At 65.3% G+C, this 21,927-nt stretch carries 18 protein-coding genes; 8 read left to right on the top strand and 10 right to left on the bottom strand.

All coding sequences use genetic code 11. From position 1 onward, the window contains the following. Positions 1-80: 80 nt before the first annotated feature. From GPT33_RS08075 to GPT33_RS08050, 6 genes are all read right to left on the bottom strand, one after another. A complete protein-coding gene (locus GPT33_RS08075) occupies positions 81-386 on the bottom strand; it encodes a Uma2 family endonuclease (RefSeq protein WP_296807157.1) in 306 nt (101 codons plus the stop codon). 201 nt (positions 387-587) lie between these two features. Beyond that, on the bottom strand, positions 588-2,591 hold the full coding sequence (locus tag GPT33_RS08070; RefSeq protein WP_296807154.1) for an alpha-amylase family glycosyl hydrolase: 2,004 nt from the start codon (positions 2,589-2,591) through the stop codon (positions 588-590). Between the two features lie 192 nt (positions 2,592-2,783). After that, a complete protein-coding gene (locus GPT33_RS08065; protein WP_296807151.1) occupies positions 2,784-3,704 on the bottom strand; it encodes a PfkB family carbohydrate kinase in 921 nt (306 codons plus the stop codon). Between the two features lie 30 nt (positions 3,705-3,734). After that, positions 3,735-4,583, bottom strand: a complete 849-nt coding sequence (locus tag GPT33_RS08060; RefSeq protein WP_296807148.1) for an HAD-IIB family hydrolase — start codon at positions 4,581-4,583, stop codon at positions 3,735-3,737. Beyond that, a complete protein-coding gene (locus tag GPT33_RS08055; RefSeq protein WP_296807145.1) occupies positions 4,580-6,736 on the bottom strand; it encodes an HAD-IIB family hydrolase in 2,157 nt (718 codons plus the stop codon). The genes GPT33_RS08060 and GPT33_RS08055 overlap by 4 nt, the downstream gene beginning before the upstream one ends. A 37-nt stretch (positions 6,737-6,773) precedes the next feature. Beyond that, entirely contained in the window at positions 6,774-8,006 is a 1,233-nt protein-coding gene (locus GPT33_RS08050) for a hypothetical protein (RefSeq protein WP_296807142.1), read from the bottom strand. 173 nt (positions 8,007-8,179) lie between these two features. On the opposite strand from GPT33_RS08050, the gene GPT33_RS08045 reads away from it, so the two are divergent. Then, complete coding sequence (locus tag GPT33_RS08045; RefSeq protein ID WP_296807139.1) at positions 8,180-8,686, top strand: low molecular weight protein-tyrosine-phosphatase; 507 nt, start codon at positions 8,180-8,182, stop codon at positions 8,684-8,686. 61 nt (positions 8,687-8,747) lie between these two features. Here GPT33_RS08045 and GPT33_RS08040 read toward each other — a convergent pair whose 3' ends face one another. From GPT33_RS08040 to rne, 4 genes are all read right to left on the bottom strand, one after another. Next, positions 8,748-9,485, bottom strand: a complete 738-nt coding sequence (locus GPT33_RS08040) for a polysaccharide deacetylase family protein (RefSeq protein WP_296807136.1) — start codon at positions 9,483-9,485, stop codon at positions 8,748-8,750. Then, complete coding sequence (locus tag GPT33_RS08035; protein ID WP_296807134.1) at positions 9,472-10,635, bottom strand: glycosyltransferase; 1,164 nt, start codon at positions 10,633-10,635, stop codon at positions 9,472-9,474. Before GPT33_RS08035 ends, GPT33_RS08040 begins: the two co-directional genes overlap by 14 nt. After that, entirely contained in the window at positions 10,607-11,881 is a 1,275-nt protein-coding gene (locus GPT33_RS08030) for a sulfotransferase (RefSeq protein ID WP_296807133.1), read from the bottom strand. The genes GPT33_RS08035 and GPT33_RS08030 overlap by 29 nt, the downstream gene beginning before the upstream one ends. 89 nt (positions 11,882-11,970) lie before the next feature. Continuing rightward, positions 11,971-15,267, bottom strand: a complete 3,297-nt coding sequence (gene rne / locus GPT33_RS08025) for a ribonuclease E (RefSeq protein WP_296807131.1) — start codon at positions 15,265-15,267, stop codon at positions 11,971-11,973. A gap of 589 nt (positions 15,268-15,856) precedes the next feature. On the opposite strand from rne, the gene GPT33_RS08020 reads away from it, so the two are divergent. The 7 genes from GPT33_RS08020 to GPT33_RS07990 all read left to right on the top strand — a co-directional run. After that, complete coding sequence (locus tag GPT33_RS08020) at positions 15,857-16,999, top strand: RluA family pseudouridine synthase (RefSeq protein ID WP_296807129.1); 1,143 nt, start codon at positions 15,857-15,859, stop codon at positions 16,997-16,999. Next, positions 16,996-17,655, top strand: a complete 660-nt coding sequence (locus GPT33_RS08015; RefSeq protein WP_296807127.1) for an HAD-IA family hydrolase — start codon at positions 16,996-16,998, stop codon at positions 17,653-17,655. The genes GPT33_RS08020 and GPT33_RS08015 overlap by 4 nt, the downstream gene beginning before the upstream one ends. Positions 17,656-17,783: 128 nt before the next feature. Continuing rightward, positions 17,784-18,788, top strand: coding sequence for a S49 family peptidase (locus GPT33_RS08010; RefSeq protein WP_296807125.1), 1,005 nt, complete (start codon positions 17,784-17,786; stop codon positions 18,786-18,788). A 135-nt stretch (positions 18,789-18,923) separates the two neighbouring features. Beyond that, positions 18,924-20,936 carry a response regulator gene (locus GPT33_RS08005; protein WP_296807123.1) on the top strand — a complete coding sequence of 671 codons (2,013 nt, stop codon included), beginning with the start codon at positions 18,924-18,926 and terminating at the stop codon, positions 20,934-20,936. Between the two features lie 103 nt (positions 20,937-21,039). After that, positions 21,040-21,294: a type II toxin-antitoxin system Phd/YefM family antitoxin gene (locus tag GPT33_RS08000; protein ID WP_296807121.1), complete on the top strand. Its 255-nt coding sequence runs from the start codon at positions 21,040-21,042 to the stop codon at positions 21,292-21,294. Beyond that, positions 21,291-21,713, top strand: a complete 423-nt coding sequence (locus GPT33_RS07995; protein WP_296807120.1) for a type II toxin-antitoxin system VapC family toxin — start codon at positions 21,291-21,293, stop codon at positions 21,711-21,713. The genes GPT33_RS08000 and GPT33_RS07995 overlap by 4 nt, the downstream gene beginning before the upstream one ends. 1 nt (position 21,714) lies before the next feature. Next, positions 21,715-21,927 (top strand): nucleotidyltransferase domain-containing protein (locus GPT33_RS07990; protein WP_296807118.1); only part of this gene is annotated, 213 nt, incomplete at its 3' end.

Raw genomic sequence — 21,927 nt, 5'->3', positions numbered from 1 at the left:
TCGAAAACGCAGGATCTTCAGGGAGTCGTACATGATCGGAGCAGCCTATCCTCCGAGAAAATAGAAAGAACGCATCCTGATCAAAATCCCGGCTCCCAGATGCGCATGAGCGGGAGCACGAGACCGGGTAGCAGGGCGTCATCGCCGATCTGTGCCGGGTTTTCGGAACACGCCGGCTCGCCATCGGAGGTGTAGCGCCAGACTTGGCGCTGCTCGGACAGGATCAGCCAGCCCAGGCGCACGCCGTTGTCGCGCCATTCGCGCATCTTGGCGTGTAGGCAATCGCTGTCGTCGGTAGGCGAGGCCAGCTCGATCACGACGTCCGGGACCAGTGGGAGAAACCTGCGCTTCTGATTCGGGCGGGATGTGCAGGTCGATCCGGCCAAGCTCGGCGCCGGTGGGCTCGGAGGCTGTCAGGGTCATTGTGGGTATGTCCACTTGCAGCAGCGGACAGCGGATGATCCCGCGAGTCTAGCGCGACGATTCGCACTGCCCATCGGCGCCCGGAGGCCGGTCCGGCGGTTGCCGATTCGTTTCACGTTCGTTGCGCGCCGGGCGTCCGGCGGACAAGTGGAGGCTCAGGCATATCAAGGGTGCCGACCGACACCGAAGGGGTCATTGAGTAGAGCCCCCGGGCGGTGGTTCGCCAACCAATAGAAATGGTAGGGTGGGACCACCACCCGGTTGTTGAAGACGGCGGGTGATTCGCCCGAGGCGAGATCGATGATCTGTCCGTAGCGAAAGAGGCCGCGTCGATTTAAGGTGTCGAGATCCAGATACTGAGGTTTGGCGTCGAAGTTGGCCGCGACCAGGACCGAGCTCGCGGCCAGACTCGGATGGGTGCGCAGAAAGACGAAGAGATGCGGATTCTCGACGTCGATCAACTCGCGGTTGTTGAAGTCGGCAAATGCCGGCGTGTCCTTGCGCACGGCGATGAGCCGTTTCAGACCATCGAAAAGGCTGCGTTCCACGGTACCGCTCACGTGACGTCGCTCGGCGCGCGCCCAGTCGATGCGCGGGCGATGAACCCAGCGCGCGTCGCTCGCCTTGTGCGTGTCGTTGAGGAAGGAGTTGTCGTTGAGGGTGCCGATCTCGTCTCCGTACCAGAGCAGGGGGATGCCGCCGAACGAGAGGATCATGGCGTGCAGCATCAGGATGAGATCCACGACCTGATCGATCGCAGGCTGATCCTCTGCCTCGAGCGCCGATTCCAGACCCGCGAGCGATGCAAGCGCGCCTGCAATGCGGGCATCTCCGGTCTTCAGATTGACACCGAACGGCCGTCCGCGTGCGGGGGAGCCCTCGAAGGCGCCGGTATACCAGTCGACCAGAAAACGACGGTGAGAGTATGGGTCGTAGTCGCAGGCGCGAATGTCGGCGTCGTCGAAACCCAAGCCGATGTCGTCGTGGCAACGTAGATAATTCAACCAGGTCGCGCGGTCGAGCTTGTTCGGCAGACTCTTGATGCCCTGATTCAGCAGTTTGGCGTTCTTGGTCGCAACGGCGTCCCACAGCAGGGCCATGAAGGTGGCGTTGTAGGCGATCTCGCACTCCTTGGCGATGACCGCATCCTCGCCGAAGTATTTGATGATCTCCGACGGGGCCACGATCGCCTCGGCGATGAAGAGCACGCCCGGTGCCGTGACCTGGCAGCAGTCCTTCATGAGTTGCAGGATCAGATGCGCCTCGCGCTCGTTTTGCGAGGTCGTGCCGATCTTTTTCCAGAGGAAGGCGACCGCGTCCAAACGCACGATGTCCGCCCCCTGGTTGGCCCAGAAGAGGATGATGTCGAGCATCTCGATGAAGACGGCGGGGTTGGAATAGTTCAGGTCCCATTGATAGTTGTTGAAGACCGTCATCACCCACTTGCCCATCTCCTCGTCCCAGGTGAAGTTGCCCGGGGCGGTCTCCGGAAAGATCTCGGGCATGGTCGCCTCGAACATGTCGGGGACGTCGCGGTTGGGGAAGCAGTAGTAGAAGTTTTGGTACTCCGGATCCCCTTCGCGGGCGCGCTGCGCCCATTCGTGCTCGTTCGAGGTGTGGTTCACCACCACGTCGAGCGTCAGCAACATTCCGCGCCGACGCATGGAGTCCGCGAGTGCGCCCACATCCTCGACGCTACCGGCGCGCGGGTCGATGTCGCGGAAGTCGCTGACCGCATAACCGCCGTCGCTCGCGCCTTGCGGGCATTTGAGGATCGGCATCACATGGACGATGTTGACCCCGAGCTCCTGTAGGTAGGGTAGGTGGTCGTTGAGCCCCTTGAGGTTGCCGGCGAATCCGTCCGAATACAGTGCCATGCCGACCCATTGTTGGCTCAGAAACCAGGTGTGATCCTCCTCCCGCGCCATGTCGAGCTGTTTGAGCGCAGTCGGTCGATCGATATAGGCCCGGGCCAGACGCTCGGTGAGGTGCACCATCTGGGTCTTGAAGTCTTCGCGATGTCCGTAGAGATGGAAAAACAGCGAATGGATGGCGTAGAAGTTGGCGCCGAGGCGTGTGTAGAAGTGCCGGAGATCCTCGCGACGGATCTCGCGATCGAGTTCATCGAGAATGTCGTTGAGAAGGGCATGAGAAACCTGTTCGTACATTTGAACTGCGTCCGGAGTCTGTGAGTGCTGTGTATCGTGTTTTATTGGCCTGGAGTCCACCCGTCGTCTCGGCGGGGACGCAGTTCAAAATCATTTGTGAATTTAAATCTTTGAACCGCGCGGCGCCGTTCCTCGCAAGGGTCTGACCGGTCTTGAGGGGCGCCGATCTCCGCAGGAACCGCCGAGCGCGGTTCAAATACGCCATTGATCAAGGTAAGGTCGATAAAGCGCGGGATCGGCAGCCGTGGCGCCATGCTGCTCGACGATGCGAGAGGCGAAGGACTGTGCCCGCTCCAGGGTTGTCGCGAGCGGCCAGCGTCGAACAATACCGAGGATGAGTACGGAGGCGAAGGCGTCGCCTGCGCCGACCGTGTCCTTGACCGCGAGCGCAGGGGCCGGTGCGACGTGCACCGGCGAGCTTCCTCGGCCGAGCGCGAAGGCACCGTCGCCGCCGAGTGTGACGACGAGCCCGGAAAGCCCGTACTGCGCCAGGAATGCCGATGCCAGGGTGGTGAGCTCCGCATCGCGGATCTCGCCGACATTCGAACCGGAGCCGTCCGCCAGAAGAGCCAGCTCACTGCGGTTGAGCTTCACCCAGTCGACATCGTGCAACAGACCGCGCGTCTCGTCCAGAGACCACCAGGGATCGCGAAGATTCACGTCGAGGAAGCGTATGCCGTGGCCGCGGGTCTTGAGCGCGTTCAGCGTTGCAGCGGAGACGGGGCGGCGCAGCGCCAGCGTGCCGTGATAAAGCAGCTCCCCGACAGGCGGAAAGTCGACGGCGCGGATAAAGTCAAAGGCGCGATCCGGAATGATCTCGTAGGTTGGCTCGCCGTCGTCGAGCGTGACCCGGACCTCTCCCGTGGCATGATCCGGATCGGTTTGCAGGGTGCTCGTGTCCATCCCCCAGTCCCGCATCGCACGGCGCACCTGCTCGCCCTGCGGATCGTCGCCGACCGCACTGATCAGTTGCGGCGCGGCCCCGAAGGCCCGCAGATGCCAGGCGACATTGAAGGGCGCTCCGCCGAGGACGCGTCGACCTCCGGGGAAGCAGTCGAAGAGGACCTCGCCGAAGATGTCGACGATCGGCTGGTCGGCTGAGGAATCGGACATGGGCTGGCTCCTGTCTCGTCGGTTCGTCACTTACTCGGCGTCGATGCCCGGTTCGGTCGCAAGATCCGGCCGGAAATGGGCAATACCTTCGAGGATACCGGCGCTGTAATTCCCGTTCATGCCGGACCAGCCACCTTGTGCGCAGTAGAGACGATCCGCGTGACCGTTGGAAGCGGCAAGGCGCAGCGCGTGGTCGCGGACCTCGGGATGACCGTTGGCGACCAGCACCGAAGGGATCGGACTGACCAAGACCTCGAGGTCGTTGCCGCTGTCGCCGGCAAACAGTGTCGTCGTCTCGTCGTGACCAAGTCGGCGCATCAGAAAGTCCACGGCGTGGAATTTGGTTGCCCCTGCGGGCAAGACGTCCAGCAATCCGATGTCCGCCGCCTCGTCGATGCTCCAAATCAGACTGGCGTTCACCCCATCCAACGCCAGGCGAGCCTTCAGCTCGGACTTGAGCGCGCCGCTGTCGATATCGGCGGGGGCATAGTAGCTGAGTTTAAAGGGTGCCTGTTTTTCCGGTTCCTGAAGCCGCAGGGTCCCGATATCGGCGAAACGCTCGGCGAGACGATCGCGACCGATGCCGCCCCAGTCGCGGCCGATCTCGTTCTGCCAGTCCGCGAGCAGCTCCCAGTCGCTCGCCGTGACCCTGAAGATACTCGTCCCGACGTCGCCGATGACCGCATCGGGAACGGGCAAGTCGTACTCGGCGATCGCCTCGCGTACCAGTCCCCGGTGGCGGCCCGTGACGTACACGAGCGTCACCTCGGGTCGCGACACGAAGCGCCGAAAGCGCGGGCGTGCGTCGGGCGACTCGGGCTCCGCCCCGTTCGGGACGAGGGTGCGGTCGAGATCCGTGCAGAGCAACAACGGCTTCATGATGCGATGCCGTCGGTGTCTTGAGCCGGCTCGGGCACACGACAACTCCCGAAGAAGTCGTAGTGCTCGATGGCTTCCAGGATGCCGAGCGCGTGGGCCTCCCGGGCGAAATAGATGTTGTCCATCTCCACGAGCCGCGAAAGCTCCTCGTGGTGACGGTTTGCGACCACGACTGCGAGGGTGTTGCCGCGCATCATGTCCTCGTCCGCCCCCGAGCCTCCGGCGACCAGAATGTGCTCGAGCGGGATCCCGAAGCGATGGGCCACGTAGCGCAGCGCCTGCCCTTTACTCGCGCGGATCGGCACGACGTCGAGGAACTGCCCGAAGGCGTGAATGACGTTCACCGTCAGTTCGCGGGTGCGCAGCAGGGTGGTGATCTCCTCGACCGGCGGGGCCACGTTCGGGTCGTAGTGGTAGGAGATCTTGAAGCGACTCTGCTCGGTCCTGCGTTGGGGTACGAGACCCGGCACGTCCTCCAGGGCGCGGCGGACCACCCGGGGATTCCAGAGATGGTCGACATGGTCGCTCCAGAAGTCGTCGACAACCAGTGCGGCGCTGTAATGGATCTCCGTCCCGAGGCTGGTGATCATGACGTCGGGGACCGGGATGCCGTGCCGCTTCAGCTCGACGAGGAGTGTATCGAGTCGGCGACCGGTCGCGATCCCGAAATTCGCGCAGCGCTTGTTGTTGCGCATCATCTCGATGAAGAGCCGTACCCCCTCGCTATTGCCGAGCAGGCTCTGATCCAGATCGGTGAAGAGTGCGCGGTCGCGGTAGATGAGCCGGCGGCGTAAGGGCGGCGTGGCAGGAATCGGCTCGGCCCGTTTGGTGAGCGGGGCGACTCGTTCGCGATAGGTCTCGGCGTGGGCCTGCCAGGAGTAGCGGTCGCGCACTGCGGTAAGACCGTTGCCGATCAGCTCGCGGCGAAAGTCCTCGTCGCTCAGGATGCGAATCAGGGCGTCGGCCATGGCCCGGCGATCCAAGGGGTCGACCAAGAGACCGTTCTTGCAGTTGCCGATGATGTCGACCGGACCGCCGTTCTCGGTGGCGACCAGCGGCAGTCCGCTCGCGGCCGCTTCCAAAAGCGTCAGGCCGAAGGGCTCGGTCAGGGCCGGATTGATGAAGACGCCGCCGGAACGGGAGACGAGCCGATAGATCTCGGGCACCTCCTCGGAGCGATGATGTTTGGGGGCCGCGACCTTGCCGTAGAGGTCGTAGGCGTCGATGGTCAGCAAGACGTCGGTCAGAACGGTCCGCGCCCCCTCGTCGAGGTCGCGAATATCATCGCGATTACCGGCGATGACCAGTAGGTTGGCGAGCGCCTGAAGCTCGGGCGATTCGCCGTAGGCTTCCAGTAGCGCGACGATGTTTTTGCGGTGATCCGCGCGGGAAAGCGCCAAGATCAAAGGCTTGTCTGGCGCGTCCAGGAAGCGGTCCACGTCCGCAGCGAAACCGATCGGTGGATCCTCGTCGGCGGGTGGATGAAACTGAACGAGATCGGTGCCCGGCGGGATGACGACCATCCGCTCGGGTTGGTAGTAATCGTAGAGGGCGTATTGCTCTTCGATCTCGTTGTAGGTGCTGGTGATGACGAGATCCGCCGTGCCCAGGACACCCTCCTCGGCCTCGATACGACGCACCATGTTGTAGCGTGCATCGATCTGCTCGCCGTCGAGCCCGGCGGCGAGGAGCCGCTGGCGTTTGTCGCGCCCCAATGAATGGCCGGTGTGGACCAAGGGGATACCGGCCAGGTTGGAGAGGCGCACCCCGACGTAACCGGCGTCCGCGTAATGACTGTGGATGATCCCCGGCCACCGACCTTCGTCATGCAGGAACGCGGTAAGGTTGTCGACGAAGACGTCGAGATGATCCCAAAGCTGCTCTTTCGGGATGTAGCCCTCGGGCCCGGCATCGATCCTGACGATGCGAGCCTTCTCGCTCAGCATCTCGATGGGCTCGGCATAATCCGGGCTGACGGCCGGATCGACCACGCGGCGGGTGACCAGGTCGACACGGGAGACATCCTCGCGTTCGGCCAGCGCACGGGCGAGATCGACCACGTATTTGGTTTGGCCGCCGGTGTCGGCGTCGCGACCGAGCTCAAGGTCGTGTCCGCGAATCAGGCCATGGATACTGAGCAACAAAACGTACATGCGTACCACCCGTTGGAAGCGATCTAGCCGAACGCGGCTACCGCTCGATGTGGAGAATTCCGAGCCTGGTCTCGGGCGGAAAGTCTCGGATCCAGGTGTCGAGGATCGCCAGCTGCGTGGGCAGCCTGTCGATGGCCGCGGATGCGTCGGAATAGCCGGCATAAAGGCTGTGAATCAGGACGAACCAAGGTCGGCCCTGGTAGCTCTCTTCGCGGAAATAGACGCGGGTCGGAAGCTCTTCGCGGCGCGCGAAATCAAGCAGCTCGTCGAGCGAATAAAAGCCGATCAGTTGCAGTGCGATCGGTGTATTCCCGACGATCAAGGGCTCGTCGAGGATGCGGGCCGATACCGACTGCGTCGGTTCGGTATCCGTCTCCAGGGCCCGAGCGGCTGGCGCGATACTCCGCGGTGTGCCGTCCTCGCCGGGTGGCGGCGGGTCGCGGGTCGTCGACACGCTCGGCGTGGGGGGGGCGGACGCCGGGTCGGGTTCGGGGGCGGCGTCGGAAGAGGGCTCGGGGGTTGCCTCGACCGCCGGTTCTGCGTCTTGACCGGCGGGGTCTGCCGGTATCTCGGTCAGGGCTGGGGCGGTCTCGTCCCGGATCGCGTTCCCAGACGGGGATGCCTCGGCTGCGGGTAACGCGTGCGTAATCGGCGCCGACTCGTCTTCGGCCGGCGTGCCCTGGATCTCCCCGGCGGTGATCGCGATGGCGTCGCTCGGTTCGCTCGGTTGGGTCCCATCCGTCGGCTCGGGGGCGAACCCCGCCTGCCCTTGATCGGTGGATGCGGTCTCCCCGCTCGGAGGCCGCGGGTCAAGGGTCTCGGCGCCCCGGGGCAAGGACTCCGACATGGCCGCAACGGAGGCGCGCAGCTCAGCCAGGCTCTCCTGCAGGGCCGCATCCTGGCTCGCGACGGCGGCGAGCTGCTCGTAATCGACACGCAGCCGGGATACATCCTCGAGCAGCGTGCGCCGCGCCGAATCCAGCTGGCCGTAGGCGAAGAACAAGGCCCCACCGAGCAGGGCGGCGACCAGCAGGAGTGCTCCGACAAAGACCGACGCCTGATGCTTGAATCTGGCGTCGATCTCTTCGTGATGTGTCTGCCAGGCGCGCTGCAGGCGATTGGTTGTCAGCCGTCGGTCGTCGTCGACATCGGCGATTCGCGTCACAAGCGCGCTCTCTGCCGCTTGAAACTCAAGCCGATGGCGCGCCAACGCGTCGGACAGCGAGACGATCTGATCGGCCAATGCGGCCGTGTCTGGCGTGTTCTCCATGGAAGCCGCGTCCTTCAGTTAAACCGATGCTCAAGTCAACCCGCCGCCTCGAAATCCGCCGTCGGGACTCGGACGCGGCGGCGTCTTGCGCAGGATCGGCAATGCACCGAAATATTCGTGTGAGGCCGGTATATCATACCAGTCATGATCGATTTCGTCGGGCCAAGACCATCATGAGTGAATCGAAACAGGCTGAACCGCAGAAGATCAGGGTGCTTTTCGTGTGCATGGGCAATATCTGTCGCTCTCCCACCGCACACGGCGTCTTTCGACGGCTGGTCATCGAGCGGGGCTTGTCGCACCGCGTCGAGGTCGATTCCGCCGGTACCCATTCCTATCACGTCGGCGAGCCGCCGGATCGGCGCGCACGTGCGACAGCACTCGAGCGCGGGATCGATATCGGCGATCTGCGCGCCCGTCTCGCCGAACGCGCGGATTTCGAGTCTTTCGACTACGTGCTGGCGATGGATCGGGACAACCATCGCATCCTGTCGAGCCTTTGCCCCGCGGGGATGGAGTACAAGCTGCGGCTCTTTATGGAGTTTGCGCCCGATCTCGGGGTCCGGGACGTTCCGGATCCCTACTATGGGGGTGCGCGCGGTTTCGATCAGGTCTTCGATCTGGTCGAGGCGGCGTCTCAAGGGCTCTTGGAGGACCTGCTGCAGCGGCATCTCCGATAAACCGCGCCACTGGAGGACGGGTCTATACCGAGCAGAGGAAGTGCCGCTGCGTCGGCGCGGTTCAGCCCGCACCGACCTCCGAGTACCCGGCATGAGACCGAAAGCGGCGCAGGTCCCGACGCAAGTCCTCGGCGAGGCGCAGGTCGAGGTCGTGGGGATGGATCCCGATGCGGATCCACCCCTCGCGGGCCGCACGCCGACGATTGAGCCGGTTCCAGGCCCGGATGGCGACCGCTCGTACGGCGGTGTCGGCCTCGTAGCCGGTGAGGGGGACCGGATGCATCCGTCCGGTTTGGGTCGATAGAATCCCGCTGAATAATTCATAGCGTGTGAACGGCAGACTTGCGAGGGTCGAGCGCGGGATGGGGCCCATTGCCCAGGCCGGCGGGCAATAGAGCGCCGGGGCACCGAGGCCCTGCTCGACGAACCAGGCATGGCAGCGCGCGATCAGGTGTTGGATGCCGACCCGGTCGAGCGCAAGGTGCTCGGCGACGTTGCGCGAGATCAGACGCGAGTGGACGCGGTGCGCCCAACCGGTGATGCGCTCGACATGGTGGATCCAGCCGTGGCCGGCAAGCTCGCAGCCCCTCGACTGGAATCGGCGCAGCTTCTCGATCTCCTCGCTGTTCCAGCCGGTGCCGGGAACCACCAGCAGAGTGACGGGTGCGATCCCTCCATCGTCGAGCAGAGACAAGATGCGCTCGACCTGCGGCAGGGTATCGGGCATGACGTCGTGCACCGAAACCAGGGCACGGATGTCGCCGGCGTTCGCGCCGGTTGTGGGCTCAGCGCTTGACATCGACCGAATCGGCATAGTCGCCCGACAAGACCGCGAGCCAATGTTGCAGGTTGCGGTGGTTGATGTCCCGAGCGCCTTCGCGTCCCAGGCGGGCCTTGCGTTCGCGGATTGCCGGGTCGAGGTCGCGCAGGCGCACCAAGGCGTCGGCGAGGTGTTCGCCCTCGTGGATCCGGAAGATGCCCCGGCTCAGGAGATCCCAGCTCAGGATGCCGCAGGCCGAGGAGACCAACACCGGGCGTGCCCGCGCCATCGCCTCGAGCGCAATGGTGCCGAACGACTCGACCGTCGAGGGGAGGATCAAGGCGTCCATTTCGTCGATCAGGGCCATGATCCGACTGCGCCGCACCCAGCCGGAATGTCGAAGGTTGGGCAACCCTCGGCACTGCTCCTCGACCCACGCGCGCAGGGGACCGTCGCCGACGATCAGGAACTCGATGTCCGGGAGTCGACGCGCTGCGGCGACGATGGCGTCCAAATTCTTTTCCGGCGCGAGACGCCCGGCGAAAAGAACGCGAGCGAGCTGCCGTCGTGCCGGAACGGGCGGCAGATCGAGAAAGCGCCGCGGGATCGGGGTTGCCATGAGGCTCACACGGCGCGCACCGATCGACCGCGCAATCGCCATCATCTCCGCCGAGTTTGCCAAGACCAGATCGCTCTTGCCGAAGAGCAGTCGATGACAGGCACCTAGGTACCCGTTGGCGATGCGGGCGCCGATACCCCAGTTCTGAAAAAGCGTCGTCAGGGCCTCGAAATGGGTGTGAAATCCGACCACCAACGCAGCCCCGCTGCGCTCGGCCAGATGCATCCCGAGCATGCCGAACGGGCCGGGGGTCGGGACGATGACGACATTCGGGCGGAGGCGAGCGAGGCGCCTGCTCACGAACCACGGCGAGGGCAGGACGATCTTCTGGGTGGGGTCGCCGGGCAGCGGGAGCGTCAGGCCCCCGTACCAGGACCCCGCGCGACAACGCGGTGCGACCAAATCGACGCGAACACCGGCGGCCCTGAGATGGTCGGCGAGGTCGCGGTAATAGGCGCCGACGCCGTTGCGCTCGGGTGCGGCGTCGGACACGATGGCAACGCGCAGCTCGGCGGTGCGCGGTTGCGCGAGCGGTCCGATACTAGTCTCCGCAGTGGATCGGTTCAGCATGGCGCACGGGTGTCCTGGTTGAGGATGAGCCCATGGGATCGTCGCCGGACGTTGCGCCCGTTTGCATCGGCGAAGCATCCGCCGCAGTCCGTGCCGAGCGGGCGGCAAGACGCGCGAAGACGGGTCCCAGATCGCGATCGATGTCTCCCCGAGACAGTCCGAACTGCTCCAGACGATAGGCGTGGGCGCTTCGGTAGGTTCCGGACTCGCTCGCGTGTCGTGCGATCGCATCGCGGAACTGCTCGCTCGCCGATAGTCCGAGCTGCGCGTAGACGACCCGCATCAGCCGCGCCGGATCCGACTGCAACGCGCGCATGGTAACCCATACGCAGCGCTCTTCGGGTCGTTCTCCCAGTGCCCTTTCCAGATTCTTGTAATAGAAGCCGAGTTGATCGGTCAAGCGCTCGCGGAAATCGGGGACCGCCGACAGGACATCGAAGAATTCGATTCCGGCCGCGAGCGAGCTCAGCTGCGACGGGAGCGTGGCGTGCGGCTCGCGCAGACAGACGATGAAGCGGGCATCCGGGAAGCGTGCCGCCAGGCTTCCCGCCAGCGGGGCGAAGGCGGCGTTCTTCGACAAGAGCCGCTTCTCGGTGCCGTGGACGTAGAGATGTCGCTGCAGGCATCGATGATAGAAGTCCATGAGCCGTGCGCGCCGCGCCTCCGGCATGTCTTGATCGAACAGGCCCATGCGCCACAACAGATCCGAGTGCGGAAAGGGAATAATCAGGATGAAGCACGCCAGCACCGGCATGAGCGCGAAGTAGTCTTCCTCCGGGTCGCTCAAGCGCATGGCGTGGACCGCGTCAAGGCCCTTGAAGGCGTGGCGTTCGATCCAGTCGAGCATCCGCCCGAGTGGGCGGCCGATGCGCGCATCGATCCGTCCGAGACCGAACCAGAAGCGGCGTTGGGTCACTGAAGGGGCGAAGAGACATTCCCAGGTCGAGAAGGTCGTCAACGCGGTGTCGTGGGCGATGAGACGATGGAGGTAGGTGGTCCCGCTGCGCGGGACCCCGAGCACGAACAACGGCTCGCGAATTACGACACGCCGATAGCCGCGGAAGAGGATGTCGTCGAGCAGAAAGCCGATCCAATGGATCCCCTGGACTAGGACGAAGAGCGGGATGAAGCCGGTCATCACCAGCATGCGCTTGGCGCTCGGTCGGGGATGGCCCGGACGCGGGATGAACGTCCGATAGGTCAGGCGAAGCAGGTTGGCGAGGCTCTCGAAGAACAAAGTGAGCATGGCGATACCGATGAGCCGAATCCTGCAGTTTCGGTTTCGGCCGGTTGATTCGCGTCGGGTATCGACACGAACCAACCGCCGTCGTGCGCTTAGGCGCTGCCTTTGGGCTCGTTCGCGTCGGAGGCCGGGGAGGGCGTTACGGCAGCAGGTGCCGTCGGCGAGGCGACCGGTTCCGAAGCGACCGGTTCCGAAGCGACAGGCTCCGACCTCGGCGCTGGCCGATCGTCGGTGCCCGCCGAGACGCTGTTGGCTTCCGGCCGCGGGCCGGAGGATTGGTGATGACGGGTTTGGTCTTCGGCCGAGCGATCGGTCGGCGTCCGGGCCTGGGTAGGCTCGGCAACCGGCTCGGGGCGGGGCATCATGGCAGGTGGCTCGTCCCTGCGGTGCTCCTGCTCGATCGGTCCGGTCCGCTCGCTCGCCGGGGCATCATGGGTGCTCGGCGTCGTCGGCTCGCCCGCCGGGGCATCCGGCTTGATCGATGCGGTCGACTCGCCCGCCGGGGCCTCGTGCCTCGGCGGTGCCTTCGGCTCGATCCGTACCGATGCCTCGGGGCTCGCGCCGCCCGATTGAGGCTCCGCACTCGGGCCGACGCCCTGCAAGGCGCCGTCGCCGTCGCGGCCGTGGTGGTGCTCGCGGGGCTGCATGACCGGCTCACGCGACGCCTCGTGTGCGGCGGAATGGCCCGGCGCCCTGTCGGGCGCTTGGGTCGAGTCGGGATCCGAAGCTACTGCGGTGCTTCCCGAGTCCTCTCCCGCCCCGTCCTTGGCCTCTGCGCCGGCTGAAGAGCGTCGGCGGTTGCGGCCGCCGCGACGTCGACGCGAGGACCTCGGCCGATCGCCGGCCGGAGCGGTGTTGCCGTCTTGGTCGTGGTCGGCTCCGACATCGGCGGTTTCATTCGATGCGGTTTCCGCCCTCTGGGTGTGATCCGCGGAGCGCTCATCCTCGGTTCGTTCTGCCGGGCGTCGGCGTTCGTTCGATTCGGTCGAGGCTGTCTGCGCTTCGCCGGTTTCGGCGGCGCGCACATCCATGGCCGGGCGAGACGCGGATTCGACTCCGGGGGCGTCTCCGACGGGTGCGATCATCAACGGATGGTCCTCCGGTCGGCTTCCGCGCGACGGGGTGGCTGCTCGCTCATCGGTCCTCGGTGCAGCCTCCTCGCCGCGGCGCTCGGTCTGTTGTCGACCTTCGCTGCGCTCGCCGGATCCCTCGTCGCCGCGGGAGTCCTGATCGCGCGATGCGTCTCCGCTCACGCGGGCGCCCTCGCTCGATCCGGAGCCGCGCCGCCCGCGTCCGCGCGAGCCGCCGCGGCGCGAGCGCGTCTCGCCGGTGCGGCGGGTCTGCGCTTGCTCCTCGGTCTCGGATCGCGCGCCTGCTGCCGAGGCATCCTCGCTGGACTGAGCGCCTTCGGGCCGGACGCGATTCGGCTCCGAGCGCGGCTGTTGATCCTGCGTCGCTCGGCCGGGTCGCACCTGATCCTGGCGGTTGCGTTCGCCCGATGATTCCTCGCGGCGACCCTGCGACGGTCTGCCTTGGCTACGACGCTCGCCGGAATGGGCGCTGGGTCGCGGCGTCTGCGTGCGAGGTGCCGTGTCCTCTGCGATTGGCTCGCCAGCGGAGGGCTTGCGGCTTGCCGGGACTGCAGCTTCGGGCTGGCGCGGCGCGAAAAGCCCGGTCCAGATGCGTTTGAGCAGGCTTTCGGGCTCGCCGCGTTCGGCCTCGTGCTGAACCGGCGTTTCGGGTTGCGGTGTGGGTGTCCAGCGCTGCGGGGCCGGTGTCGCGGGCGAAACCTGTTTGACTGCCGGCTCCTCGGCCTGCACGGGCTGACCGAGTTTGGCGTACAAAGGCGCCGCCTTGGCCTCCGGCAGTGCGGTCAGCTCGTAGCTCGACTGATCCGGGACGAGCTTGCCCGCGTCCTGGGCGCGGACGCGCTCGATCTGATACTCCGGCGTTTCGAGTGCCTCGTTGGGCAGCAAGAGGACTTCGACGCCTTGGCGCTGCTCGATCTCGAGGATGCCGCGGCGCTTCTCGTTGAGCAGGAAGGTCGCGACGCTGACCGGCAGCTGCGCAACGATGCGGTGGGTGTTCTCCTTCATCGCCTCTTCTTCGACGATGCGCAGGATCGAGAGCGCAAGTGATTCGACCCCGCGAATGGTCCCCTGGCCCTTGCAGCGCGGGCAAACCTGCTGGCTCGATTCACCCAGCGAGGGTCGCAGGCGCTGGCGCGACATCTCCAGCAGACCGAAGCGCGAAATGCGTGCAACCTGCACCCGGGCACGGTCGTGCTTGAGTGCGTCGCGCAGCCGATTCTCGACCTCGCGCTGGTTTTTCGGAGGCGTCATGTCGATGAAGTCGATGACGAAAAGTCCGCCGAGGTCACGGAGGCGCAGTTGGCGCGCGATCTCGTCGGCTGCCTCCAGGTTGGTGTTGAGCGCAGTCTCCTCGATATCGGCGCCCTTGGTGGCGCGCGCAGAGTTGATGTCGATGGAGGTCAATGCCTCGGTGTGGTCGATCACGATCGAGCCGCCGGATGGCAGGCGAACCTCGCGCTGGAAGGCCGATTCGATCTGGCTCTCGATCTGATAGCGGGTGAAGAGCGGGACCTCGTCCTGGTAGAGCTTGAGCTTCTTCAGATTGCTCGGCATCACCTGGCGGATGAAGCTCTCGGCACGCTCGAAGACCGCCTTGTTGTCGATCAGGATCTCGCCGATGTCCACGCGCAGATAGTCGCGGATCGAGCGAATGATGACGTCGCTCTCTTGATAGATGAGAAAAGGCGCCTTGCGGTCTTGGGCCGAGGTCTCGATCGCCTTCCAGAGCTGGAGCAGATAGTCCAGATCCCACTGGAGTTCCTCGACGTTCTTGCCGACGCCCGCGGTACGGACGATCAGGCCCATGTCCTCCGGGATCTCGAGCTGGCTCATAGCGTCGCGCAGCTCGCTGCGATCCTGGCCCTCGATGCGTCGCGAGACACCCCCGGCACGCGGGTTGTTGGGCATCAGCACCAAATAACGACCGGCCAGCGAGATGAATGTCGTCAGGGCCGCGCCCTTGTTGCCGCGCTCTTCCTTGTCGATCTGAACGACGACCTCGCGGCCCTCGCGCACCGATTCTTTGATACTGACGCGCGAGCCGGGCTTAACGCTGTCGGGCTCGAAGTAAGCCCGCGCGATCTCTTTGAGGGGGAGGAAGCCGTGCCGATCGGCACCGTAGTCCACGAAGGCGGCCTCGAGGCTGGGCTCGACGCGGGTGATGATGCCTTTGTAGATGTTGGCCTTTTTTTGCTCTCGGCCGGGTGACTCGATATCGAGGTTGTAAAGCTGTTGACCGTCGACGGTCGCAACACGCAACTCTTCGGGCTGAGTTGCGTTGATCAGCATGCGTTTCATAGGGTTATTTTCCGCACCACGACGCGTCTCCCGTTTCGGGGACTGCTCGCCGTGCGCCCCTGCAAACCTGCGGGCGGCTCGGCGTGGCACCGTCGCGCCGACGAATCGGCCCGACGGCGTCGGCAGTGTCCGTTCAGGCGGGCTCTTGGGCCGACCCGGACGGGCACGCGCGTGATCAGTAGTGTTGTGTCGTCGACGAGCGCCCATTCGGGCGCTCGCACCTGATCGGCCCGCCCGGGTGGAGGGGCCGATCTCGGGAGCGGCGAGCTTGGCGCCGGCTGCGCTGGTCTGTCGGCGTGCAGGGCGCGCGGCGCTCACAGGGTGTAGAATGCGCGGTCACTCGCATAGAACGAGTCCGCGACACCACTCGAGATCCCGCACATCGGCCTGCTCGGACATCGGATGCCGGCATGAGGGTCGGGACCTTCCGAGCGGATGTGGCTCCGCTCGCTCCGGTATCGTGACCGACCCTTGGCTGCGCTCGCCGCTCCGGGAAAAATCGCGTTTCCGCTGGCCAGCGCAAGCGCCCAAGTGTATCAGTAAACCTTATTTAGCATCAATTGAGCCACCCAGGCAGGCGCCATCATTCGTGAATCGACCTCATCCCCGTGCCGATCGCCGCCCGAGCAAGCATGCCGCCGCCCGGAGGGACGACCCCGGCATGACCGGCCGCAAGCCGGCTGGCTCCAAGAATGCCGGACCCGGTCGCACGCAGCTCAAGCGCTCCGGCCCGACGCCCGCGGTTGCCGAGCGTGCGCGACCCGAGCCGGAGCTGCGGGATGATTCGGCCGTACGCGTGCTCTGCGTCGATGCCGAGTCGGACGGGCAGCGCATCGACAACTTTCTCCTGCGCCATCTCAAGGGCGTGCCGCGCAGCCACCTCTATCGGGTGATGCGCCGTGGCGAGGTCCGCGTCAACAAGGGTCGGGTCAAGGCCAGTCATCGGCTGCGCACGGGCGATCTGGTGCGCATTCCGCCGGTGCGCACGGCTCTCCCGGAGACGCCGGTCCGAGTGCCTGCATCGCGTCTCGCCCCGCTTGCCGAGGCCGTTCTCTACGAGGACGAGCGGCTGCTGGTGATCGACAAGCCCGCCGGGCTCGCCGTCCATGGCGGGAGCGGCCTCAGCTACGGTCTGATCGAGTCCCTGCGCGAGCTGCGACCCGGACGCGAGCTGGAACTGGTCCACCGCCTGGATCGCGACACATCCGGCTGCATCCTCATCAGCAAGCGACGCAGTGCGCTGCGCGAGCTCCACGAGCTGATCCGCGAAGGCGGGATGGACAAGCGCTATCTGGCATTGATTGTCGGGGAGCTGGAGCGCCCGAAGGTCGGCGTGGACGCGCCGCTGAAGAAAAACGTGCTGCAAGGCGGCGAGCGGATGGTCCAGGTCGATCCCGATCACGGGAAACCGGCGCGCACCGTGTTTCGACGGCTGGGGCGCTTCCGCTCGGACTCGGGCGTCCTCACCCTGGTCGAGGCCGAGCTGATCACCGGACGAACCCATCAGATCCGCGTCCACGCCGCTCATCTTGGAACCCCCTTGGCGGGCGACCCCAAATACGGCGACGAGACGGCGAATCGCACCCTCAAGGCCCTGGGCTTGTCACGCTTGTTTTTGCACGCCTCCGCCTTGAGCTTCCAACTCGCAGGCGCCGAACGACCGCACCGGGTCGAGGCGCCCTTACCCGATGATCTCGAACGTTTTCTGTCTGTCTTGGAGCCCGCCGCGTGACCTTCGACTTGATCGTGTTCGACTGGGATGGGACCCTGATGGATTCCGAAGCACGCATCGTCAATTGTCTCCAGGCGGCTTTCGGCGATCTCGGTCTGTCGCCGCCGGCCCGCGAGGCCGCGCGTGACGTGATCGGCCTGGGTCTGGACGAAGCCCTCCTGCGGCTGCACCCGCAAGCCGATCCCCGGACCCTCCGGAGCTTGGTTACCGGCTACCGTCGCTATTTTCTCGAGATCGACCCGACGCCCTCGGTGCTCTTCGCCGGCGCTCGCGAGACCTTGAGTCAGCTGGCGAACGAAGGTTATCGCTTGGCTGTCGCCACCGGGAAGGGGCGTGTCGGACTCGACAAGGCGCTCATCGAAACGGGTCTCGAGGGGCTCTTTCACGCGACCCGTTGCGCCGACGAAACCTTCTCCAAGCCGAACCCGCAGATGCTGCTCGAGCTGATGGACGAGCTCGGTGCCGATGCCTCCGCGACGCTGATGATCGGCGACACCGAGTACGACATGCAGATGGCCGTGAATGCCCGCACCAAGGCACTCGCAGTCTCCTACGGTGTCCACCCGGTCGAGCGACTTTTGCCGCACGCCCCGCTCGACTGCATCCACGACATTGCAGCGCTGCCCGCTTGGCTGACCGGCTACGGCATGCGCTGATCCGAGAGCGAACGCCTGAACCGCGTCTAGACCGCGCAGACTCCAGCGCTCGTGAAGTCTGCCGATGCCGATCCCATCCATAAATATTGCATACCGCGCCGGGCGCGGTTTAATCCTGGGAGTGACCCATGAATTGGAAGTTTTGGACCAAGCGCCGCGACGAGATGCCGTCGCCCGAGGCGCCCGAGTGGGAGCGCGCGCTCATCAACAAACTCGCGCTGGAGCATCTGCGCGAGCAGCGGCGCGGCCGCCGCTGGGGCATCTTCTTCAAAGCCCTGATCCTGGTCTATCTGATCGCACTGGTGGTCGCCGCCTACTCGCAGGATCTGCTCGAACGTATCTCTCCGAGCGAGGAGCACACCGCCGTGATCGACATCAAGGGTGTGATCGCGCCCGAGGCCGACGCGAGCGCCGACCGGATCATCACGGCTCTGCGTGAAGCGTTCGAGGCCGACCGGGTCAAGGGCATCATCCTGCGCATCAACAGCCCCGGCGGCAGCCCGGTCCAGGCCGGCTACATCAATGACGAGATCAAGCGGCTGAAGGCCAAGTACAAGGACGACAACGACAAGGAGATGCCCGTTTACGCCGTGGCGACGGATATCTGCGCCTCGGGCGGCTATTACATTGCCGTTGCCGCGGATTCGATCTACGCCGACAAGGCCAGTCTCGTCGGCTCCATCGGCGTGCGCATCGGCAGCTTTGGTCTGAACGAGGCGATCCAGGAGCTCGGGATCGAGCGGCGCCTGCTGACCGCCGGGGAGAACAAGGGGATCCTCGACCCCTTCTCGCCACTTCCGGAGGATCAACGGGCCTTTATCCAGACGGTTCTCGACAACCTGCATGACCAGTTCATCGCCGAGGTCCAAACCGGCCGCGGCGAGCGCCTGAAAGGCGGCGAGGAGGTCTTCAGCGGACTCTTCTGGAGCGGCCAGGAAGCGGTCGCGTTGGGTTTGGTCGACGCCCTCGGCAGCTCCAGCTCGGTCGCACGCGATGTGATCGGTGCCGAGAAACTGGTCGACTACACCAAAAAGCGCGATCTTTTCGAGAGCCTCTCGCGACGGGTCGGTGCGAGCTTTGCGGCCGGTTTGGTCGAGGCGCTCGGCGGGGGAGCCCCTCGCATCAGCTATTGAGGTTGATCTCGCGGGTTTGCGGGTTGTTCACGTAACGTGCTCGGTTTATTCTCGGTGCCGATGACCTCGGGCCGATTGCGCCACCTCGGCGTAAGCGTTCGAGGTCTCCGCCCACCCTGGACGAGACCGACGACCATGAATCACACGATCGCCGATGCCGGATCCGCGCCCGCCATCCAGCTCCTGACCCGCAACGCCGAGTTGACGACGCCGCTTCGTGCGCTCCTGCTCGCGCAGGGGTTCATGCTCGAAACTTTCGAAACCTCTGATCGGCTGCTTGGCGCAGACCCGAGCTCGCCGGCGCTCTTGCTCGTCGATCTCGATGCACTCTCGGATGCGGACACGCTCGGCGCACTCGGCACGCAGGCGCAGCAGTGCGATGGGCAGGCGATCCCGCTGGTCTGCCTGGGGTCCGGGAGCGACATCCGCTCCCGACTCGCCGCGATGCGCGCCGGCGCCAAGGCCTATCTGCAGATGCCGATGGAGCTCGAAGAGCTGACCGATCGGCTTCTGGATCTTGCAGGCACTCAGGCGGCTTCCCCCGATCGTGTGCTCGTTGTCGACGACCAGCCGGTGGCCGCGCTCTTCGCCGCCCGGGTGCTCGAATCGGCCGGCATGCTCGCCGAGCGGGTGGGCGATGCGCTCGCGGTGCTCGACGCACTGGATGCGTTCGTTCCGGATCTCGTGCTCATGGATCTGCACATGCCCGGAGCAAGCGGCATCGAGCTGACCCGCATCATCCGCGAGCAAGACCGCTTCGCCGATCTGCCGATCGTCTTTCTCTCCGCCGAATTGGACGCCGAGCAACAGATGGCGGCATTGCGCGTCGGCGGCGATGACTTCCTCGCCAAGCCGGTCGCTCCGGATCATCTCGTCGCCTGCGTCAAGCAGCGATTGACGCGCGCACGCGAGCGCGCGCGGCGTCAAGACGGTCCGGATGCGGTCGATCCGATGACGGGTCTCGCAAGTCTCGGGCGCCTCTTGGGTCGGCTCGGGCAGTTGATCGGTCGGGGCGGGACCGAGGCCCGCCGCCGTGCGCTGGTCGTGTTGGACCTCCACGGCGACGAGGGCGCGCTGATGCGTCTTGCCGTTGCGGTTGCCGAGTCGTGCGGCGCTTCCGATCTGGCGGCGCGCGTCGGCGAGCGCAGCTTGGCGGTTCTCATGCGACGCGAGGATGCCGCAAGCCTCGCGCGCGCCTGCGATCACCTCGCCGAGGAGCTGTCTCGGGCCGGCTTTGCGCCGGCGCCCGGTCTCGCCGTCGGAATCGGGTGGTGCACCTTGGCGAACAGCGGCGGGGACGCCGTCACCTTGATGTCGCGGGCAGGCAAGGCGGCGCGCTCGGCCCGAAAAGCCGGCGATGGTCTAACCATCGGGTATGGTTGCGACCCCGTGCCTGCCCGCACGTCGGACCAAGACGCCGTGTCGACAGCCATCCTAAGCGAGCGGCTGCAACTGCTCTTCGAGCCCATGGTCTCTCTGACCCCGGCACCGAGTGCGCGCTACGAGGTGTCGCCGCGCTTGGCCACCCCGGACGGCGAGCTACTGCCGCCGGTTGCCTTCATGCCGATCGCACAGCGCTCCGGATTGGCCGAGCGACTGGACGCTTGGCTCTTGGCCACGGGTCTGGACGCCATTGTGGCCTGCCGAGACGCCGGCCAGCCGGCACAGCTTTTCCTCTACCAATCCCTCGTAGGCGCGGGCCGCGATGATTGGGTCGGCCAGGTTCGCGACGAGATCAACCGGCGCGATCTTTTTCGCTTGCGACCTGTTATCCAGTTTCAGGTCGAAGAAGCGGCGGCCGACCCGGATCTCGCAGCCGATCGCGTCTCTCGCTTGGCGCGGCTCGGTATCCCGGTCTGTCTGAACGGTGTCGATGCCGGCGACGCCTCGGAGCGGGTGCTCGCGAGCGTTCCGGCCACCTTCGCACGCCTTGCCCGCGCCATCGGGCAGTCGCTCGACCCCGAGCCGCTGGCCGAGCTGGTTCAGCGCCTGCGTGAACGTCGTCTTGCCGTGATCGCCGGTGGAGTCGATGCCCCCGAGACCATCGCGCGCCTGTGCCGCGCCGGTGTCGATCTTCTCCAAGGCCCCTTCGTTCAGCCTCCGAGCGCTGTCATGGACTACGATTTCAGCGGGGTGGATGAGAGGTGAACGCGTCGCCCGTCGAATCGGCCGTTCGAGATCGCTTATCGCGACCTCCCGTGCTAACGTTTCGAGAAACTGGCTAGGCTAGCTAGATGCGAGCGGTGTTCGTATGCACGGTGAATGGCAACTGCAGCAGGCCAAGAACGGCTTGAGTCAGCTCATCAGGTTGGCTCGAAGCGATGGACCTCAGTTTGTGACCTTGCATGGCAAACCGACGGCTGTCGTCCTCTCTGTCGAGGATTACGCGCGCCTCACCAAGAGGCAGGAGGGAGCGTTGTCGGCTGCATTACTGGATCCCGAGATCGCCGGCGAGGACATCGACTTCGGCCGCGATCGCGATACGGGGCGAGAATTCGCGTTGTGAGTTGGCTTCTCGATACCTGCGTGCTCTGCGAGTACGTCAAGAAGGTACCCGTTTCCCGCGTGATCCAATGGCTCGACGAGCAGGACGAAGACAGCCTCTTCATCAGTGTCGTCAGCATCGGCGAGATCGAGAAAGGCATCCTCAAACTCGCTGTTGCCGACGTCGCCCGTAGCCGAAGGCTTGCGGTCTGGTTGGGTAAGCTGGAGCAGCGGTTTGCCGGTCGCATCTTGAACCTCGACGCAGGCGCGCTGCATGTATGGGCGCAGTTGGCGTCGGGCGCAGAGTTGGCCGGAAAGACAGTTCCAGTGATGGAAGGTCTCATTATGGCGACGGCTCAGTGCCGGGGCTTGACCATCGTGACGCACAACACCGGTAATTTCCGGCTTTATCCGCAGATCTTCGATCCCTGGATGCTCTGACATGCGACTGACATCCGATCAGGTACTCACCATTCTAGGCACGGCATCCGGTCTCTCGGGGAAGGCCGCCGTGGTCTATCTCTTCGGCTCGCGGCTCGACGACCGGGCCAGAGGCGGCGACGTCGACCTGCTGATCGAGACTCCGCGAGGCCTGACGCTTCTGGATCGCGCCCGGCTGAAGATGGAGCTGGAAGACGGGCTGGGGCTGCCGGTC

The sequence above is a fragment of the Thiocapsa sp. genome, from assembly GCF_011390875.1.
Taxonomy (GTDB): Bacteria; Pseudomonadota; Gammaproteobacteria; order Chromatiales; family Chromatiaceae; genus Thiocapsa.
The sequence above is the reverse complement of the archived record's forward strand: the minus strand, read 5'-3'. Positions and strand labels throughout refer to the sequence as shown.

Bases quoted from the DNA above. Each gene is read 5' to 3' on its own strand.
- GPT33_RS08055 (WP_296807145.1), bottom strand. From the start codon at position 6,736: ATGTACGTTTTGTTGCTCAGTATCCATGGCCTGATTCGCGGACACGAC.
- GPT33_RS08005 (WP_296807123.1), top strand. From the start codon at position 18,924: ATGAATCACACGATCGCCGATGCCGGATCCGCGCCCGCCATCCAGCTC.
- GPT33_RS08060 (WP_296807148.1), bottom strand. From the start codon at position 4,583: ATGAAGCCGTTGTTGCTCTGCACGGATCTCGACCGCACCCTCGTCCCG.
- GPT33_RS08065 (WP_296807151.1), bottom strand. From the start codon at position 3,704: ATGTCCGATTCCTCAGCCGACCAGCCGATCGTCGACATCTTCGGCGAG.
- GPT33_RS08040 (WP_296807136.1), bottom strand. From the start codon at position 9,485: ATGTCAAGCGCTGAGCCCACAACCGGCGCGAACGCCGGCGACATCCGT.
- GPT33_RS08035 (WP_296807134.1), bottom strand. From the start codon at position 10,635: ATGCTGAACCGATCCACTGCGGAGACTAGTATCGGACCGCTCGCGCAA.
- GPT33_RS08045 (WP_296807139.1), top strand. From the start codon at position 8,180: ATGAGTGAATCGAAACAGGCTGAACCGCAGAAGATCAGGGTGCTTTTC.
- GPT33_RS08050 (WP_296807142.1), bottom strand. From the start codon at position 8,006: ATGGAGAACACGCCAGACACGGCCGCATTGGCCGATCAGATCGTCTCG.
- rne (WP_296807131.1), bottom strand. From the start codon at position 15,267: ATGAAACGCATGCTGATCAACGCAACTCAGCCCGAAGAGTTGCGTGTT.
- GPT33_RS08010 (WP_296807125.1), top strand. From the start codon at position 17,784: ATGAATTGGAAGTTTTGGACCAAGCGCCGCGACGAGATGCCGTCGCCC.
- GPT33_RS08000 (WP_296807121.1), top strand. From the start codon at position 21,040: ATGCACGGTGAATGGCAACTGCAGCAGGCCAAGAACGGCTTGAGTCAG.
- GPT33_RS08030 (WP_296807133.1), bottom strand. From the start codon at position 11,881: ATGCTCACTTTGTTCTTCGAGAGCCTCGCCAACCTGCTTCGCCTGACC.
- GPT33_RS08070 (WP_296807154.1), bottom strand. From the start codon at position 2,591: ATGTACGAACAGGTTTCTCATGCCCTTCTCAACGACATTCTCGATGAA.